This window comes from Ureibacillus aquaedulcis (assembly GCF_030418165.1).
GTDB lineage: Bacteria > Bacillota > Bacilli > Bacillales_A > Planococcaceae > Ureibacillus > Ureibacillus aquaedulcis.
Genome location: NZ_JAUHTQ010000018.1, coordinates 34,775 through 51,272, shown reverse-complemented (window position 1 = coordinate 51,272; position 16,498 = coordinate 34,775). Strand labels below are relative to the sequence as shown.

19 protein-coding genes are annotated in these 16,498 nt (G+C 38.3%); 3 read left to right on the top strand and 16 right to left on the bottom strand.

The genetic code is table 11. The annotated features are described in order from the left end of the window. Positions 1-50 precede the first annotated feature (50 nt). The 5 genes from QYB95_RS17130 to QYB95_RS17110 form a co-directional block, all read right to left on the bottom strand. Complete coding sequence (locus QYB95_RS17130) at positions 51-740, bottom strand: ABC transporter permease (protein ID WP_301139594.1); 690 nt, start codon at positions 738-740, stop codon at positions 51-53. Further along, a complete protein-coding gene (locus QYB95_RS17125; RefSeq protein WP_301139593.1) occupies positions 740-1,651 on the bottom strand; it encodes an osmoprotectant ABC transporter substrate-binding protein in 912 nt (303 codons plus the stop codon). The genes QYB95_RS17130 and QYB95_RS17125 overlap by 1 nt, the downstream gene beginning before the upstream one ends. Next, positions 1,648-2,295 carry an ABC transporter permease gene (locus QYB95_RS17120; RefSeq protein ID WP_301139592.1) on the bottom strand — a complete coding sequence of 216 codons (648 nt, stop codon included), beginning with the start codon at positions 2,293-2,295 and terminating at the stop codon, positions 1,648-1,650. Before QYB95_RS17120 ends, QYB95_RS17125 begins: the two co-directional genes overlap by 4 nt. Further along, positions 2,292-3,473 carry a betaine/proline/choline family ABC transporter ATP-binding protein gene (locus QYB95_RS17115; protein WP_301139591.1) on the bottom strand — a complete coding sequence of 394 codons (1,182 nt, stop codon included), beginning with the start codon at positions 3,471-3,473 and terminating at the stop codon, positions 2,292-2,294. The genes QYB95_RS17120 and QYB95_RS17115 overlap by 4 nt, the downstream gene beginning before the upstream one ends. A 172-nt stretch (positions 3,474-3,645) precedes the next feature. Continuing rightward, positions 3,646-4,485 (bottom strand): DUF2268 domain-containing putative Zn-dependent protease, encoded by an 840-nt coding sequence (locus QYB95_RS17110; protein ID WP_301139590.1) that lies wholly within the window; start codon positions 4,483-4,485, stop codon positions 3,646-3,648. A gap of 136 nt (positions 4,486-4,621) precedes the next feature. Here QYB95_RS17110 and QYB95_RS17105 point away from each other — a divergent pair, with 136 nt between their 5' ends. Further along, on the top strand, positions 4,622-4,873 hold the full coding sequence (locus QYB95_RS17105; RefSeq protein ID WP_301139589.1) for a hypothetical protein: 252 nt from the start codon (positions 4,622-4,624) through the stop codon (positions 4,871-4,873). Between the two features lie 71 nt (positions 4,874-4,944). Here the strand turns inward: QYB95_RS17105 and QYB95_RS17100 are convergent, their stop codons facing one another. Together QYB95_RS17100 and QYB95_RS17095 are read right to left on the bottom strand one after the other, a co-directional pair. Further along, positions 4,945-5,277: an ArsR/SmtB family transcription factor gene (locus tag QYB95_RS17100; RefSeq protein ID WP_301139588.1), complete on the bottom strand. Its 333-nt coding sequence runs from the start codon at positions 5,275-5,277 to the stop codon at positions 4,945-4,947. Next, the gene (locus QYB95_RS17095; RefSeq protein WP_301139587.1) at positions 5,277-5,705 is read right to left on the bottom strand and encodes an SRPBCC family protein; all 429 of its coding nucleotides are present in this window, start codon (positions 5,703-5,705) and stop codon (positions 5,277-5,279) included. The genes QYB95_RS17100 and QYB95_RS17095 overlap by 1 nt, the downstream gene beginning before the upstream one ends. 456 nt (positions 5,706-6,161) lie before the next feature. On the opposite strand from QYB95_RS17095, the gene QYB95_RS17090 reads away from it, so the two are divergent. After that, positions 6,162-7,913 (top strand): sulfatase family protein, encoded by a 1,752-nt coding sequence (locus QYB95_RS17090; RefSeq protein WP_425609221.1) that lies wholly within the window; start codon positions 6,162-6,164, stop codon positions 7,911-7,913. Positions 7,914-8,107: 194 nt separating this feature from the next. Here the strand turns inward: QYB95_RS17090 and QYB95_RS17085 are convergent, their stop codons facing one another. From QYB95_RS17085 to QYB95_RS17050, 8 genes are all read right to left on the bottom strand, one after another. Continuing rightward, positions 8,108-9,328, bottom strand: a complete 1,221-nt coding sequence (locus QYB95_RS17085) for a methyl-accepting chemotaxis protein (RefSeq protein WP_301139585.1) — start codon at positions 9,326-9,328, stop codon at positions 8,108-8,110. Positions 9,329-9,482: 154 nt separating this feature from the next. After that, positions 9,483-9,932: a GNAT family N-acetyltransferase gene (locus tag QYB95_RS17080; RefSeq protein ID WP_301139584.1), complete on the bottom strand. Its 450-nt coding sequence runs from the start codon at positions 9,930-9,932 to the stop codon at positions 9,483-9,485. Between the two features lie 17 nt (positions 9,933-9,949). Next, on the bottom strand, positions 9,950-10,933 hold the full coding sequence (locus QYB95_RS17075; RefSeq protein WP_301139583.1) for a bile acid:sodium symporter family protein: 984 nt from the start codon (positions 10,931-10,933) through the stop codon (positions 9,950-9,952). A gap of 227 nt (positions 10,934-11,160) precedes the next feature. Continuing rightward, a complete protein-coding gene (locus QYB95_RS17070; RefSeq protein ID WP_301139582.1) occupies positions 11,161-11,727 on the bottom strand; it encodes a MerR family transcriptional regulator in 567 nt (188 codons plus the stop codon). Positions 11,728-11,868: 141 nt separating this feature from the next. Next, a complete protein-coding gene (nrdF, locus tag QYB95_RS17065) occupies positions 11,869-12,843 on the bottom strand; it encodes a class 1b ribonucleoside-diphosphate reductase subunit beta (protein WP_301139581.1) in 975 nt (324 codons plus the stop codon). Then, the gene (gene nrdE, locus QYB95_RS17060; protein WP_301139580.1) at positions 12,831-14,924 is read right to left on the bottom strand and encodes a class 1b ribonucleoside-diphosphate reductase subunit alpha; all 2,094 of its coding nucleotides are present in this window, start codon (positions 14,922-14,924) and stop codon (positions 12,831-12,833) included. Before nrdE ends, nrdF begins: the two co-directional genes overlap by 13 nt. Beyond that, on the bottom strand, positions 14,921-15,280 hold the full coding sequence (gene nrdI, locus QYB95_RS17055) for a class Ib ribonucleoside-diphosphate reductase assembly flavoprotein NrdI (RefSeq protein ID WP_301139579.1): 360 nt from the start codon (positions 15,278-15,280) through the stop codon (positions 14,921-14,923). Before nrdI ends, nrdE begins: the two co-directional genes overlap by 4 nt. Continuing rightward, positions 15,277-15,501, bottom strand: coding sequence for a glutaredoxin family protein (locus QYB95_RS17050; protein WP_301139578.1), 225 nt, complete (start codon positions 15,499-15,501; stop codon positions 15,277-15,279). Before QYB95_RS17050 ends, nrdI begins: the two co-directional genes overlap by 4 nt. A gap of 561 nt (positions 15,502-16,062) precedes the next feature. Here QYB95_RS17050 and QYB95_RS17045 point away from each other — a divergent pair. Next, positions 16,063-16,236, top strand: a complete 174-nt coding sequence (locus tag QYB95_RS17045; protein WP_301139577.1) for a hypothetical protein — start codon at positions 16,063-16,065, stop codon at positions 16,234-16,236. Between the two features lie 51 nt (positions 16,237-16,287). On the opposite strand, the gene QYB95_RS17040 is transcribed toward QYB95_RS17045, so the two are convergent. Beyond that, positions 16,288-16,422: a YjcZ family sporulation protein gene (locus QYB95_RS17040; RefSeq protein ID WP_301139576.1), complete on the bottom strand. Its 135-nt coding sequence runs from the start codon at positions 16,420-16,422 to the stop codon at positions 16,288-16,290. Positions 16,423-16,498: the final 76 nt, after the last annotated feature.

Sequence of the window (16,498 nt, the reverse complement as noted above, 5' to 3'; positions counted from 1 at the left end):
GTGCTGGTTTCTATATAGCTATAGAGACTAGCACCTATATTTTATCAGGCTTAAAATGTTGAAATTAATTTCTTTTGCTGACGTTTTACCGGATCTAATCTGCGCTCAATGATACCCAGCAAAATGTCTGACAAGATTGCCATTACTGCTGTTGGCAGGGCACCTGCTAAGATAATTGCTGTACCATCCGTTGCATTTGTTCCGCGAATAATGATATCCCCTAACCCACCGGCACCAATAAATGCACCGATTGCAGTAATCCCAATCGCTACCACAAGCGCAATGCGGATTCCTGTAATCATTACCGAGAGCGATAAGGGCAACTCAACCATATATAACACTTGCGACTTAGTCATTCCCATGCCACGCCCAGCATCGGTAACACTTTTATTGATGGTTGTAATACCGACATAAGTATTTTTTATGATGGGGAGTAGTGAGTAAAAGAAAACTGTTACAATAACAGTTGTTTTTCCCAATCCTAAAACAAGCATTAAGATTGCCATCAATGCGAGGGCTGGTATCGTTTGAATAATATTAGCCAATGTAATGACCACACCAGAAAGTTTTCCATACTTCGATATAAGGATCCCTATTGGAATTCCAATGAGTGCCGCTAGTAATACACCATAAATTGAAATTAAAAAGTGATCAAGAAACTGATTAAAAACATACAAGCCATTTTCCTGCATATAAAAGAAAAATTGATCCTTAGTAGTCATTTGTGACATATCCTGCATTACTCCTCACCTCCCGAAAAGTAATTATGTTCTTCCAAGAATTGTTCGGCCACTACAGCGGGTTCGATTAAATTATTATCTACCAGGAAGTTTAATTCCTGCATGGTTTTAGTGGGGATTTTCCCGACCAATCGTTCCACTGCTTCTTTGACTTCCGGCTTTTCTTCAAGCAATTCATTATCTCCCAGTGGACTCGCATCATATGGGGGGAAGAAGTTTAAATCATCTTCCAGAACCACTAAATCATACGATGGTATACGTCCATCTGTTGTATAGCCCAAGACAACATCTAGATCGCCCGACTCAACTGCATCATAAACCAGACCGATTTGCATTGGGTAGGTACGGGAAAAGTCAAAACCGTATTCTTCAACAAATGCTTTATATCCATCCCCTTCACGGTTTATCCACGTAGTATCTACACCAGCTTCAAGTTTCCCTGCCACCGGAGCTAAATCACTTACTTTTTTTAAGTTATACTTTTTTGCAGTTTCTTTTGTTACCATAAAGGCATACGTATTTTCAAAGCCATAGGAATCAGAGTAGGTTTGATTGAACCTTTTAGTAAACTCCTTTTGAACAAAAGTTAGAGCCTCATCAGAATCTTTAATAGGCTTTGCCTTTAATGCGCCGGTTATATCAGTACCCGTGTAACGAACAGCCGACATATTGACATCACCATTGACCATTGCTTGATGGACTACAGTACCAGAACCTAGATTATTGATGATTTCGGTCTCTTCATTAGTATAATGTTCAATCATATATTTCATGATATAAGCGATGATCTGGCTTTCTGTTGTTACAAGGGAGGCAATTTTTATCGTGTCATCCTCTTTATTATTGGGTGAAGAGCATCCGCTAATTAATAGAGAGAGAATGATTGTACTCGCTAGTAGAAGTCTTCTCATGAAGCACGCCCCCCTTCAATTCTTAATCCTTTTGGAGTCACCCATTTTTCGAGTTTGGATAATAGGAAGTCAGCTAGCAATGCTAAAAGAGTAACAATTATCGCACCACCAATAATGAGTTCGGGTTTATATAAATTTAAACCGTTAAAGATAAAGTCACCTAAACCACCTGCCCCGATATAAGATGCAAGTGTTGCCCACGAGATGACATATACTGCGGATAATCGAATCCCCGACATAATTACCGGAAACGCTAATGGTAGTTCTACCAACAGTACCGACTGTATTGTCGTCATCCCCATTGCTACTCCTGCGCCCTTCGTATTGGCATTGACGGACCGCATGCCAATAAACGTATTATTTAGAATCGGCAGTAACGAATAGATACATAATGCAATCACTGCGGGAACCTTCCCTACACCGAATAATGGAATCATAATAGCTAATAAGGCAAGAGATGGTACTGTTTGCAGTACACTTGTAATACTTAGAACTATTTTAGATATAAATTTTGACTTCGATAAAAGAATGCCTATTGGGACAGCAATAATAACTCCTAATGCCAAGGCTATCATCGAGATATAAAAGTGCTCCCAGGTTTTTAATAGTATATCCGAGCTGTTCTCAGTGAAAAAAGTCATCATCCACCAATCAACTCCTTCGAACCTTCAGAACCGTTTTGTTCTTCTGAAGAAACCATTGGCTCTTCATCTCCCCAAATTGTGTCATATACGATATCCACAATATTTGCGCGGGTCACTAGTCCGACTAAGCGGTTCTCATCATCAACAACAGGGATGTTCTTTAAATTCCGCTTTAAAATTCTGCGAACAGAATCCTGTAATTTGGAGCCCGTTTTTACGTAGAATACGTCTTTTTCATAGCATTCTGATACACTTCTCTTTGTCTTGCGTGCACCCGTAAAGCTTTCAACATCTAAATATCCTTGCAGTCGATTATCGCCATCAGTTACAAATAGCGTATCAACTCGTTTTTCCACCATTAAACGAATGGCTTCATCGAGGCTTTTTTCAATTGTTATGGAGATAGGTTTAATCATTACTTCATCAACGGTTTTAACATTTGGCTTTTGTTGGATGAGGCGATGTGAACCGATAAATTCTTTAACAAAGTCATTAGCTGGGGCTGCCAATATATTATCTGGGGTATCAAATTGAATTAACTTTCCTTCATGCATAATTGCGATTCGATCTGCTAGTTTAATCGCTTCATCCATATCATGCGTAACGAATATAATCGTCTTGTTCAGTCGTTGTTGGATATCTTTAATCAGATCTTGAAGTGTGTCCCGGGTAATCGGATCAAGCGCACCAAATGGTTCATCCATCAGGATAATGTCCTGGTTTGCAGCAAGTGCCCGCAAAACGCCAATACGTTGTTGCTGCCCCCCTGAAAGTTGTGCAGGGTAAAAATCCAGATATGATTGCGGTAAATTCACAAGTTCAATTAAACGACTAGCCGTCTCGTCCTTTTTCTCTTTTGACCATTTTAAAAGTTTTTGAACTAACGTGATATTATCGCGTATCGTCATATGCGGCATCAACCCAATCTGCTGGATGACATAACCGATGCTTCTTCTCAAAGTAACAGCATTCATCTTGGTCAGGTCTTTTCCATCCAAGGTAATCTTCCCGCTTGTCGGTTCCACCATTCGGTTAATCATCCTTAGCGCGGTTGTTTTACCACTTCCGCTTGTACCGATAAAAGCAATGAATTCCCCCTCTTGAATATCTAGATTCAGCTTATCTACAGCAACTTTGCCGCCTCGATATATCTTCGTTAAATTTTCTATTTTCAACATCCTTAATCACCCTTCTTCCCCTTTAACGTGCATTCTTTAGGATTTGCTGTCACTTGCAAATAATAATCAAGCTATTGCTAGCTAACTTGGCTTTGCATTTCATTACCCTAGTCCAGTTCTTTTCAAACACAATTAACTAACAGTGCCTTTCATGTCCTGGATGACTGTCTAGTTACAATCCTTTAAAAAGGGAGCCTTCAAGAATCTTATACGAAGGGGTTCTGGATAAGAGCAGGTGGTCTGTTGTTCCTCCATTTTCAATATAGGACCGGACTATTCTGTAGCCTATACAATAGCCAATCCACTTTGGCAGCCCTACGACTTCATTGCCATACAAAAATGGAAAATGATTATCCACATCTTTTACGTGTATTGCCCTTGCGAAGTATTTTATCCACAAATTAGAACACTCTTCCTGTGAATAACCTTTTGTCCACGGGGATAACGATCGCTCTCCATATAACTCCTCCACAGCAAATTCCGCCATGCCTTCGATTATTAATGTATCGAGCAAATCGATTTCTTGTGGGGATTTATCTAGGTAGGAGAGTCTGCAGATATGATGATATTCATGGGCCAACAAAGCCTGCAATTCCACTATTTCCAATTCTTCACATACAAATAAAAATAGCACGTTGTTGTATGAAACACCGTTTTTCTTCACTTTTGCACCATCTACTATCGGTCGGTGCTTTGTTAGCGGAAAAATAAAAATCGGTATATCTGGTCCATTCCATAATTGTTTTAGATGATTAAGTTCATGTTGAACGATTTTCCACACTTTTTTATCTTCAAGTCCCATCAAAGTTTCACTAATTGTTGCACCTTCATCAGGGTCAAATAATCCTCTTGATAACAGCTCTTCTTGAATTTCTTCTGCAGTAAATTCCGGAAAAAACTCTTTCAAAGAATCGCAGATCATGTCTCTATGGATTTCTACTTTTCTTTCCCCTTGTTCCTTCAATCTTTCATTCAATCTATAAAGCACCGGTAGTGTATGGACGACTGCCATCTATCTCTCCCCATTCCAAACTATTATTTCTATAATTTATTGTTCTGGAAGGAATATTGTTAGACTCCTTACACGTGTCAAATAAATTTAGCTTCATATATTGTTTATTAGTCTAGCAAAAAAGGGGGGAAATAGAATGCATCATAGAGAAGCATACGACCTATGTTGCCGTCACCTTGGCAAAAGAGTGTACATTACAGAAAAATGCGGACGTCGACATGTCGGTACAATAACTAGAGTTGACCGGGATATGGTTTGGATTATGCCAAATCGAGGCTTTGGTGGATTTGGTCTTGGCTTTTGGGGCTTTGGCAGAGGCGGATTCGGCGTTGGCATTGCAATTGGCGCCATTGCTGGAATCGCTCTAGCAAACTCATTTTGGTGGTAATTTAAATTAACATTAAAGAAGGATCTATTTTGGTTACACCAAAATAGATCCTTTAATTTTGAGACAAACTTCTATTTATTTAATGTATCGTTTTCAACAGCATACTTCAACTTCGTCAATTTGTTGTACCAGAATTTCTCATAATATGCCAACCAATCCTTCAATTCCTTCAAGGGTTCCGGCTGCAGGTGATAGACTTTCTCCCGGCCATTCTTTTCACCACGTATCAAACCTGCCTTAGCTAAAACATTGAGGTGCTTTACAACGGCCGTTCGACTCACTTCAAAATGGGAAGACAGTTCTGCAATCGATTGATTGCTTTCTGAAAGCAATTGAAGAACCTCTCTCCTGGTCGGATCAGCTATCGCTTGAAATACATCAACTTTTTGTAATTCGGCACTCATCAAGCTTCAACCAATTGTTTTAATTTCTGAACAATACCTGCCCAACCTTGATTCATTGTCTCGCGTATTGCCGATTGTGGACGTTGTGCTTTTGGAATAATCGCATCTCCTTGTTTCCAGCCGCCGTGAATCACCGTAAATTGTGTTACACTGCCCATATCCTCTAGGAGAAAAGTTAACTCCCAACCATCTGTATCCCACTCGATCGAAATTTTTGTTGGTTCCTCAATCTCAATTACTTTACATGGCGAAGGACCGAACGGGGATTGGATTGTAAATTCGTGCCCTACTTCCAATTTGAAATCACTTGGCATAAACCATTCCGCTATCCCTTCAGCTGTTGACACATAATCCCACACCTTTTGAATCGGTGCGTCTATGGATACAGTCTCGATAATATCAGGTAAGTTTTTTTGTTCATTTGACATGTGATGTATTCTCCTTTTTACCAAAGTATAACCTTTTGGTGTTATATCGCGATTATATATAACCATTAGGTGTTATGTCAAATAACAATCTCGCTAAACAATAAAATTAAATATGGCAAATAGGAATGGCAGTACCGTCAAAATAAATCCTACCTTCCTTAGCTTCTTAATAAATAAGAACACAACTCCTATTATCCAGAGAATAACAAAAAAGGCATCATCATATACGGCCGTATCCGGGCCTCCTCTTTGCAATATAGGAATTGAGATATAAAAAGCAAAAATTGCTGTCCAAATGATATGTATAATTCTATAGACTTTAAAAAACATAAAAACCTTCCTTTCTCCTATCTAATTATTAACGAATTCATGCACTAAAAGGATTCCTCCTATAGTAATTTGGACAAATAGTCTAACCTTTATAAACAGTTTTACATATAATAACTGATTAAAGGGGTGAAAAATTTGTATTCGGCATATAACTCTAAAGAATTAAAGCGGCCTAATATTCTTTTTTTAATCGTCGATGAGCAACGGTACCCGCCCTGTTACGAAAGTGAAGCATTAAAAGAATGGAGAAAAGAAAATTTAATTACACAGGAGATTTTACGTGAAAACGGCCTTTCCTTTTTAAATCATTATATTGGAAGTACTGCTTGTTCACCGAGTCGAACAACGCTTTTTACCGGGCAATACCCCTCACTCCATGGTGTGGCACAAACAACTGGGACAACAAACCCGTATTGGCTTGATGCGAATACTGTACCGACTTTAGGGGCCTATTTTCGTACAGCCGGTTACCAAACATTTTGGAGAGGAAAATGGCAACTGTCGGATGAAAATATATTAATTCCTGGTACACATAAGGCACTACCAAGTTACGACATAACTACCGGCATTCCTGATCCTACTAAACAAAAACTCTATACTGAGGCTAATCGTTTAAATGCATATGGCTTTAATGGTTGGATTGGACCTGAACCTCTCGGAGCAGACCCTCGGAATTCTGGATCCTCGGCAAATATTGGAATAAGTGGACGCGACAAAATTTATGCAGCAGAGGTTGTGGAATTAATTCAATCATTAGAACAGGATCAGAACTCCAATCAGCCTTGGCTTATCGTGGCTTCTTTGGTAAATCCGCACGATATCACTCTCTATGGATCACTTTCTAGATTAAGTTCGCAGTTTAATTTTGAAATTGACCCTTCTGTGCCAGAGGTTCCACCCTCACCCACATCCAAGGAAGATTTAGGCACAAAACCAAAGGCCCACAGAAATTATAGAGAGGTTTTTCAAAAAGCTTTTCAGCCAACGATTGATACAGTGTTTTATAGAAAGCTGTACTATTCACTGCACAAAAGAGTAGACGAAGAATTATTCAGCATCTATAGTGCACTTGCGAATTCGATTTTCTATGAAGATACCATCATCATTTTTACTTCTGATCACGGCAGTTTACTGGGAGCTCATGGCGGACTTTTTCAGAAATGGCATAACGCTTATGAAGAAGTTCTGCATGTTCCCTTCATTATTCATAGCCCAAAGTTATTTGCAGAACCTAGGGAAACTGATTTATTAACAAGTCATGTGGATATTCTGCCAACATTGTTAGGCTTGGCCGGCATTAATATAGAGGATATACAGGAAGCATTGCGTAAAACCCACTCTGAAGTCCATCCTTTTGTCGGAAGAAATCTTGCTTCTTTCATTATAGGGGAACAAACCATTATGAAAGCCAATGAGCCTCTTTACTTTATGACAGATGATGCAGTACCAAAAGGTATAAATCAAACATCATTACAAGGCGAACCCTATTCATCCGTCAGTCAACCCAATCATTTAGAAACCATTATTCTTAAACTGCCTACCGGCAAGGAAGATACAGAGGAAATCTGGAAATATACGCGTTATTTTGATAATCCGCAGTTTTGGAGTACACCCAACTCTGAAGATATTGAAATCCAGCAACTCATTACAACAAAGCTTTCGGATACAAAAGAGGCTGCCATGTTAATTAAAACAACGAAAACCCAACCTGTTGAAGCTGAATTTGAGCTATATAATTTAACACGTGACCCATTGGAACAAGATAATTTGGTACACCCTTTACATCAGACAGCAGAAACCAAATTGGTTCAGCTTCTTTTATCACAAGTGTTAAAACAGCAAAGAAAACAGAAAAGGATTTATCCTTCAAATAAATAACTAAAGTGTGATCTTTTTGTTGCTAGCAAAAGGGTCACGCTTTTATTTTTTGATCGCCATTTGGATATGAGCTAGATGGTTTCCATGCCTGCATAGAGGTGAAGGTTTTTAACAAGTAGTGTTGGATATTTGCATAAAAAAATGAGCATCATCCGATTGAATCGGATAATACTCATTCGACAGCAGCTTACCGCTTACTTCCTTACCATCCCTTGCAGTTTTTCCGCAATCTCTGCCAAGTTTATAAATGATGTCGATACATCATTCATTGCATATGAATTTTGTTCAGATGCTGCTGCAATTTCTGACATTTTCGAAGTAGAAGTTTGGGCTAATTGTGAGACATCCTCAAATGACGCATTGACTTGTTCTGTACTTGCGGACATTTCTTCAACTACCGCCGACAGCTCTTGAGTTTGAGCACTTACACTCTCGATAGACGTCAAGATTTCGGTAAATGTCTTGCCAGTAACCTCGACTAACTCTAGTCCATTTTTCGTTTCCTCTGTTGCCCTATTCGTCATCTCATAGGCTTGATTGGTATCCTCTTGGATTAACTTAATAATTTCTTCGATTTGTTTTGATGCTTCTTTAGACTGTTCTGCCAAGAGCCTTACTTCATTCGCAACAACCGCAAATCCTTTTCCATGCTCCCCTGCACGTGCAGATTCGATTGCTGCATTTAATGCCAATAGATTGGTTTGATCGGCAATTCCCGTAATGACTCCGATAATGCTGCCAATTCTCGTTGACTTACTCTCTAATTCTTTCATAACCGAATTCGTTTCATTGTTTACTTGATAGATTGAGTTCATTTGTTCATCAATTTTTTGGATATAGTTATTTCCTAGATTCGCCTGAGTTGTTGTTTCTGAAGCTGATTCTGCAACACTGCTTGTCGTTTGCGCAACTCGGCCAATCCCGATCGTAATTTCACTTATCGCCGTAGCACTTTCTTGAATGTTTTTCCCCTGTATACCGACACTGCCGGCCACCTCTTGTATCGAAGCAGCCATTTGACTTGTTGATCTATTAGTTTCTTCAGTAGAGGATTTTAAAAAGTCCGAGGATGTGACTAATTGATTGGATAAGCTATTTAACTGACCGAAAATTGTTGCAAGATTCTCCCCCATACCCTCTAGGGATTGAGATAGTTCCCCTATCTCATTTTTTACTTTTGGTGCGTTATCTATATGCAATTCACCAGACATTAGCTGTCTAGCCATCTGTGTTGTTTTTTTCAAAGGAAGTGAAATAGATTGATATGTATAGATTGTAACAGCCAATAAGATTACGATTCCCAATGCACTGATAATGGTGGTTGCCATCGATGCGGAAAATAGGATATTTATTATTAATAAAACAACTAATAAAAAATTACCTATAAAAAGCCCTTTTGTTGCTTGAATACCCATGTCGTTCTACAACTCCTCTAAAATTTTTCCTATAACAAAAGTAACATTTTTCTGAAACTTTAGCTATAGAACAAAAGGTACTCAATTCAAGACTTTTGTATAATAAAAAGAGGAGTAGATTAGTTCATACTCCTCATTAATTACCCTATCATCTTTATCTTACCCATTCGTAGAGGATATCAAGTAACCCCTCTTCATTATCATGACTTCTTCCAATAATCCGAAATCCATGCTTTTCATAAAACTTTTGGGCGTTTTTATTTACGTCGAATGTATATAGAGTTAATTTCCCAGCAGATTGTATTTTTGCTCTTTCCAATAGTGTTACGCCTATTCCTTGACCTTGATAATCTACATGTATATACAGCTGACTAATTTCATGGTCATTGTAAGCAATCATTCCTACTACCTGTTGGTTCAATACCGCCAATTCCACTCTGAACTGTGGATATAGAATTTGGTTTAAGTAATCAATATGGTTGTCAAAACTATGAATTTCCTTTTGACCAATGGCCTTTTCTTTACTATTTCTCCACATTTCAACAGTTTGTTCAGCATATTGGCTACTGTAAGGAATCACGTCGATTGTGTACATTCTCCGCATACTCCCTCCTTTTCTAACTAGACGATTGGCTTCTCATTAGTAAGTGTCTTCTTTCCATCAGACAGAAATTTTTCATTATATTTCTCCAAGATTCTACTAAACTGTGAAGCAAGTATTTGCTGGAACAGCATGCCAAAAACAACTGGCATCACCACTTTTGCTGGAAAATAAGTACTTGCAATGACTATACCAACGGCAATATTCCTCATTCCACCCGTAAAAACAATGGCGGTAATGATTTCATAGTCCCTGAATAAGAAGTGGCCTAAAACCAAACACATCACATAACCACAAATAGCGAGCAATAAAACAACCATAATGATTCCAACGATTTCCCATGTGATGTTTTTCAGGTAGGGAGCAATTGCACTTCCATTTATGCCAACAATTAAAAATATACTTAGCTTTTGAAAAGGTGCGAGCGTTTTACCAAGGGTAAGGTCGATTTCACCTTTCGTCCACTCATTTAGCAATACCGCTGCAATCGAGGGTAATACAACCATCCAGAATAAATCCAGCATGATCGACATCGTATTAATTTCAACATTCTCTCCTGCTACAAAGTGAATTAATGCGGGCAATACGAGAGGAGAAAGAATTGTATCAATTAAGATAATGGATAGAGAAAGTGGAATGTTTCCCTTGCAAATACTTGCCCAAATAAAGCTTGTTACTCCAGTAGGAACAGCGACTGATAGGAAAAACCCAATTACTAATAAATGATCATCAAATAAAAGATTAGAAATAAAATATGCCCATGCTGGCATAAGTATATGTAAAAAAGCGATGGTGAATAAAATAACCCAAGGATACTTGACGAAGCTTCTTAAACCTTGAAAATTCAAACTCAAACTTCCGGCAAATGTCATAAATGCAAATAACCAAGGAACAAGAAATACCAATTGCCCCCCGATTCTTTCTAGCAGAACTCCCATAATTAAACTAAGGGGGGTTAAAATCGGCATTAATTTCTGCAGACGTTTATCCAAATGAATCAACATCGAATGCCTTCTTTCTAAGGGTATTTATATCCTTTACTATACGCCTATTGCCATTAGTTAGTAAACCTTCGTTTAATATTAGAAAACTTGGCTAATCGTCAAGCCTTTTAGCGATTAGCCTTAGTTGCACTTATGCGGATAAGAAAGTTTTATACTTTCTTATTCGTCAAAAATAGCCTGCGTCTTTATATCCGCAAGCTCTCATTATGTGTTAAAGAAATGCAGTATCATTTCCAAAATTGCCACCATACTTTTTTCTTTGTCTCCCTTTCTCTTTCCGTCTCAGCTGCTGCGGCAAGCTGTCTTCTCGTTTCCATGGATTCCTTCATCGCATACATTAATTTTTTGTCTCTTTCTTCAATGCTGTTTTTTATATAATGCTCTTGTTTGATCAATTGTTCTAGTAACTTTTTATTGAACTCCATTTGCTCGTTTTTAAATGTGGAAAATTCCTCAAGCAAATGGTGGATGTCCATTTTTTCTTTAGACTTTTTTGGTGGGCTCTCCTTTAGTTCTTCAACAGTGGTTCCCAGAATTTCACTTACAGCCTGTTGCATTGTGAGGGAGTTAGAGGTTTTAAGATCAATTATCTTCTTAATTATTTCAACGTCCTTTTTATAATAGATACGGTGTCCGTTTTTATTTTTTTGAAAGTCATAGTGATGGTCTTGCATAAAAGAGCAATAATTTCTCAAAGTCCTTTCGGGAACACCTACTATCTTACTAACCATCTGAGTAGTATAAATAACATTTTCAACAGTTGATGTATCAGGTACTACTGTTAAATCTGACATACATATCACCCCTTACCCTATACAATTCGCAAAAAAATTACTAAAATCCTTTAACAATCGTTCTACAAATATAGACAGGAACCGCAATTTTGAATAATAAAAAACTCACAAAAATGGAGACACTTTTGTGAGTTTTCATTTTTATATTCTATTTTTAAAATCAAACGTATCGTCAGTTATCGGTGCCATTTTTGCTTTTGCATAGCTCGATCCTTTTTGACTGAAGAAATCATACGTTGATCCTTCATTGCGGATACCATTCATGACAATCGGATTTACTTCTTCCTCTGGGAACATTGCATCAAAGCCAACATTCATTAGCGCTTTATTGGCATTGTATCGAACGTAGGCTTTTACATCTGGTGAAAGGCCTGTTTCAGCATATACATCATCTGTATAACTCATTTCATTTTGGTATAAGTCCAGCAATAGTTCATATCCCCATACTTTTAACTCATCTTGCTTTTCCTTTGAGAATTGCTTGAAAAGATTTTGAGCGAAGAACCCTACTGCCACACCATGAATGGATTCATCACGCAATATGAGAGAAATTACCTCTGCCGAGTTCCGCAAAATCCCTTGTCCACCTAAATAAAGTGGATAGAAAAAGCCCGAATAGAATAGGAAAGATTCCAGCATGACAGAAGAGAACATTGCTTTCCATAAGCTTTCTGGATTTCCTTCTTCAATCGCGTTATAGATATCACCGATTTTATTTGCTTTGTATTGAAGATACTCGTTTTTCTTTACCCATTCAAATAATTCATCAATCTCAGCGTTTGTACAAAGAGTCGTAAAAATATACGAGTAGGATTTTGCATGAATCGCTTCAAAGGCACCAAAGACAGTGAAGACTGCTTTTTCTTGCAAATCTGTTGCATATGTCGCAATTTGGTTCATCCCAATATTGGTTTGTACAGTATCAAGTAATGTCAGACCCGCAAACACCTTTTTATAGGTTTCTTGATGTTCAAAACTCTGCCACTGTTTTACGTCTTTACTAACTGCTATTTCTTCTGGAAACCAAATCTGCTTCCATTGCTGGTCCCAGAATATTTGGGCAAGTTCACTCGTAGGTTTATTCCAATTGACCGCCTCATAGACTAAATTTGACATGCTACACACTCCTCTAATGTTTGCAAACGTTGTCGTACATAGTAAACCGACTTAATGCCACGCATCCAAGCGTAAATATAGATCTTCGCTAACTGCTCAGTTGTCCAAGCATCCGTTACATAAAGCGTCATTGAAATCCCTTGATCGACATGCTTTTGTGCAGCAGCATATAAATCAATAAGGTCATAAGCATTTACGTCATAGGCTTCTACGTATAGGTGTGCATTGTCATTCGTTAAATAAGGCATTGGGTAAATTGTGCGGCTATCCGCATAGTCGCGAACTTCCACACGTTCTGTGCATGGTGAAATGGATGCCGTACATGATCTGATATAGCTGATAGATCCCGTCGGAGCGACAGCCAATCTATACGAGTGGAATAATCCATGTTCTTTCACTTCTTCTGCTAACTCTTTCCACATAGCTGCAGTAATAATTGGCACATTGCCAAGAGCACGAATGGATTCTGGATGATATTCGCTTTCTTCTTTATTGATATAAGACTCAAAGTAGTTGCCGTTTGCATATTCGCTCTTTTCAAATTGATAGAACGTTTCACCACGTTCTTTAGCAATTTCCATCGAGCTTTTAATAGAGTAATAGTTTAGTGCTTCCATAAATCCATCGATGAAGTCCACGGATTCCTTTGAACCGTACATGATTCCTTGAGTCACTAGATGCCCATGCAAGTTCATTACGCCAAGTCCTACGGAATGCATCATTTTATTGGCCTTTGCAACAGATGGAACATTTTTGATATGCGTCATTTGGGATACGTTTGTTAAAAGACGCATTGCCGTATCCACTAATTTACCGAAATCAGCTACTTTACTTGCTTCATGTATATCTATTGAACCTAGGTTACAGGAAACATCCAAGCCGTACTCATTCGGTTCATCCTGATCTGTAATGATGCTCTTTTGCTGTACTTGCAATATCTCCGTACATAGATTCGACATTTGCACGCGACCGATGTTTTTCAGTGGATGTACTTCATTTACATTATCATCAAAGATTTCAAATGGGTAGCCTGATTCAAACTGAGCTTTTTTCACATCTGTATAAAGCTTACGCGCATTTAGTCGTTTGATTTTGCGGATTTTCGGATTATCCAGCAGTTCATAATACATCTCCGTAATGGATATTTCAGACATCCTTTTCCCGTATTCTTTGTAGATGTCGTAAGGACTAAAGAGCACAATATCCTTATCTCGTTTCATAAGCTCAAAGAAAATGCTTGGAAGGATGATGCCCGTTGATAATGTAGCCAGACGGATTTTATCGTCGGCATTTGGTTTTTTGGATGAAATAAAATTCTCGATATCCGCATGGAAGATATTTAGGTAGACAACCCCTGAGCCATTACGTTGTCCTAGCTGGTTAGAATAACTGAATGAGTTTTCCAGTAACTTTGCAACCGGAATCACACCACTTGCACGGTTTAGAATTCCTTTGATGGGATCACCCAATGGACGCAGGTCCGTTAAGTTCACACCCACACCGCCGCCAAGACGGGATAATTCCAAGCAGTATCCGATATTTTCAGCAATACTATTCATTGAATCGTCCATCGACAGTTTAAAACAGCTTACTAACTCCCCACGGGCTTTCTTTCCACTATTTAAAGCTGTTGGTGTAGCCGGTTGATATGCTTCCATCATGGCTTCCACTGCTCGCTCTGCTAAATCTGTATCCCCTTGTGCTAAATACAGGGCAATAATTACAATTCGATCTTCGTATTTTTCAAGGATTTCTTCACCATCACGGCTTTTCATCGCATAACTATCGTAAAATTTACTTGCACTCATAAAAGAGGGGAAGCGGAAGTTGTAATCATATGCTTTTTTATATAAGTGTTTAATAAATTCTATGTCATATAGTTCAATAAATTCTTTTTCGTAGTATCCTTCCTCTACTAGATAACGAATCTTTTCTTCAATATCAATAAAGTAGCGCAAGCGTACATTGACATATTCCAAGAAGTAACGTCGTGTAGCTTCCCGGTCCTTTTCCAGTTCAAGCAGCCCAGTCGTGTTATATCGATTCAGCACATCATTATTTAGTTTCAAAAATGTTTTCATCCAATGACCCTCTCTTCATAAAACTGTTGAATCGCTTCATAATCCCCTCCATAGCCACGCAAATCTAATTTGCGGACCAACGGGATTTGATAGCGTGATGCAATTTTGTCGCCTGCACCGCCAAATACATGGTTTCCAAAATTGCTATTTCCACTGACAACTACCCCTTTGCAAAGGGCACTATTTTCTTCCAGGAAATGAGCAACCTTCATTGGAATATCTCCAAGCCCATCTGTATATGTAATTAATAGATAGGGCTTGTCCAACTGTAATCCTTCTTCAATCTCAATCGCATCACCCTGCAGTTTGGAAACAACGTAACGTACGTTTCCGGTACGGCTAGCATAAGCAATCACCCTGCAACCAGTTCAATATGAGATACAATCTCTTGAACGTCTCCCATCAACTGGCCATCTATTTCCAAAACAGGTACAGTTAAGAAGCCTGCATCGATGATTGTTTGTTTCGCCTGCTCATTTTCATCTATATTGACAACTTCCACTTCAAGACCCGCTCTTTGTAATTCTGATTTTACCCACATGCATTTCGGACAAATTGTTTTTGTATATAACTTCATATAATCCCACTCCTCTATTTAGTTTTTCTCTACTCAAATACCACTTTGTACATCCTGTAAACAGTAGAAGAAAATTACATTTTTCAGCCTATAAGGTTAAAAATAAAAAGCCACCTCTCCAAGATGAGATTGCGGTTAAAATGGAAACAGCCACACGCAGTGACATAGGTATTGTCCCCATCTCTCAATCCCTGAAGAAATGATTGTTTGGTTTTACTGGGCAGTTCTCCTGACTTAGCTTCGTCCTTAGATTCCCGTCACATGATATATACAGGGGAATCGAATCTCGTTAGAATTTAAGTTAAAGGGGCACCGTTGGATTCGTGCCGAACTCCCCTTCCTTACTACATATAGTAGCACCTGAATGAAACAGGCACAATATATAGATTTATTTACGAAGATAAGTGTAGCATATATTCTAACGCGGTGTAAATATGTCTATTTTCATTTACCATATTAAATATATGCTATTGACGAAAAGGACGGAAAATGAAAGGAAAAAGAGGTATACAAGTGGTGAATTTTAATAACAAGTGATTTAACACGGAGGACAGGATTGTCTTGAACAATTGGCCAATCAAATGGAAGCCTTGGTCCCCGGATTCAGTGATTAGTGATGGGGATGTTCTTAATTGTGTGCCGTTGCTTTGTTATGACAAGCATATCATAAAATACTATCCAATGATAAAACTTGCACTTGAAAGCGATAATGTGACAATTTTCGAAAAATCATAACTAAAGCCCTCCGAGATTTTCGAAGGGCCAGTTTTTTAATATGTTTGTTAATTAGTAGCCATAGTCATTACTAAAATAATATGCACCAACGATAATTAGAAGAATGAATAGTACTACTAATAAAGCAAACCAAGAGCCGTTTCCACTATTGTTGTATTCGTACTCCTCGCCAACATGTTTACCCATTCCAAAGCACCTCCTCAAATTCGAACTCAGTACAATATATGCACCCAGAAAAAAGTGTTCTAGACGAATGTAATGG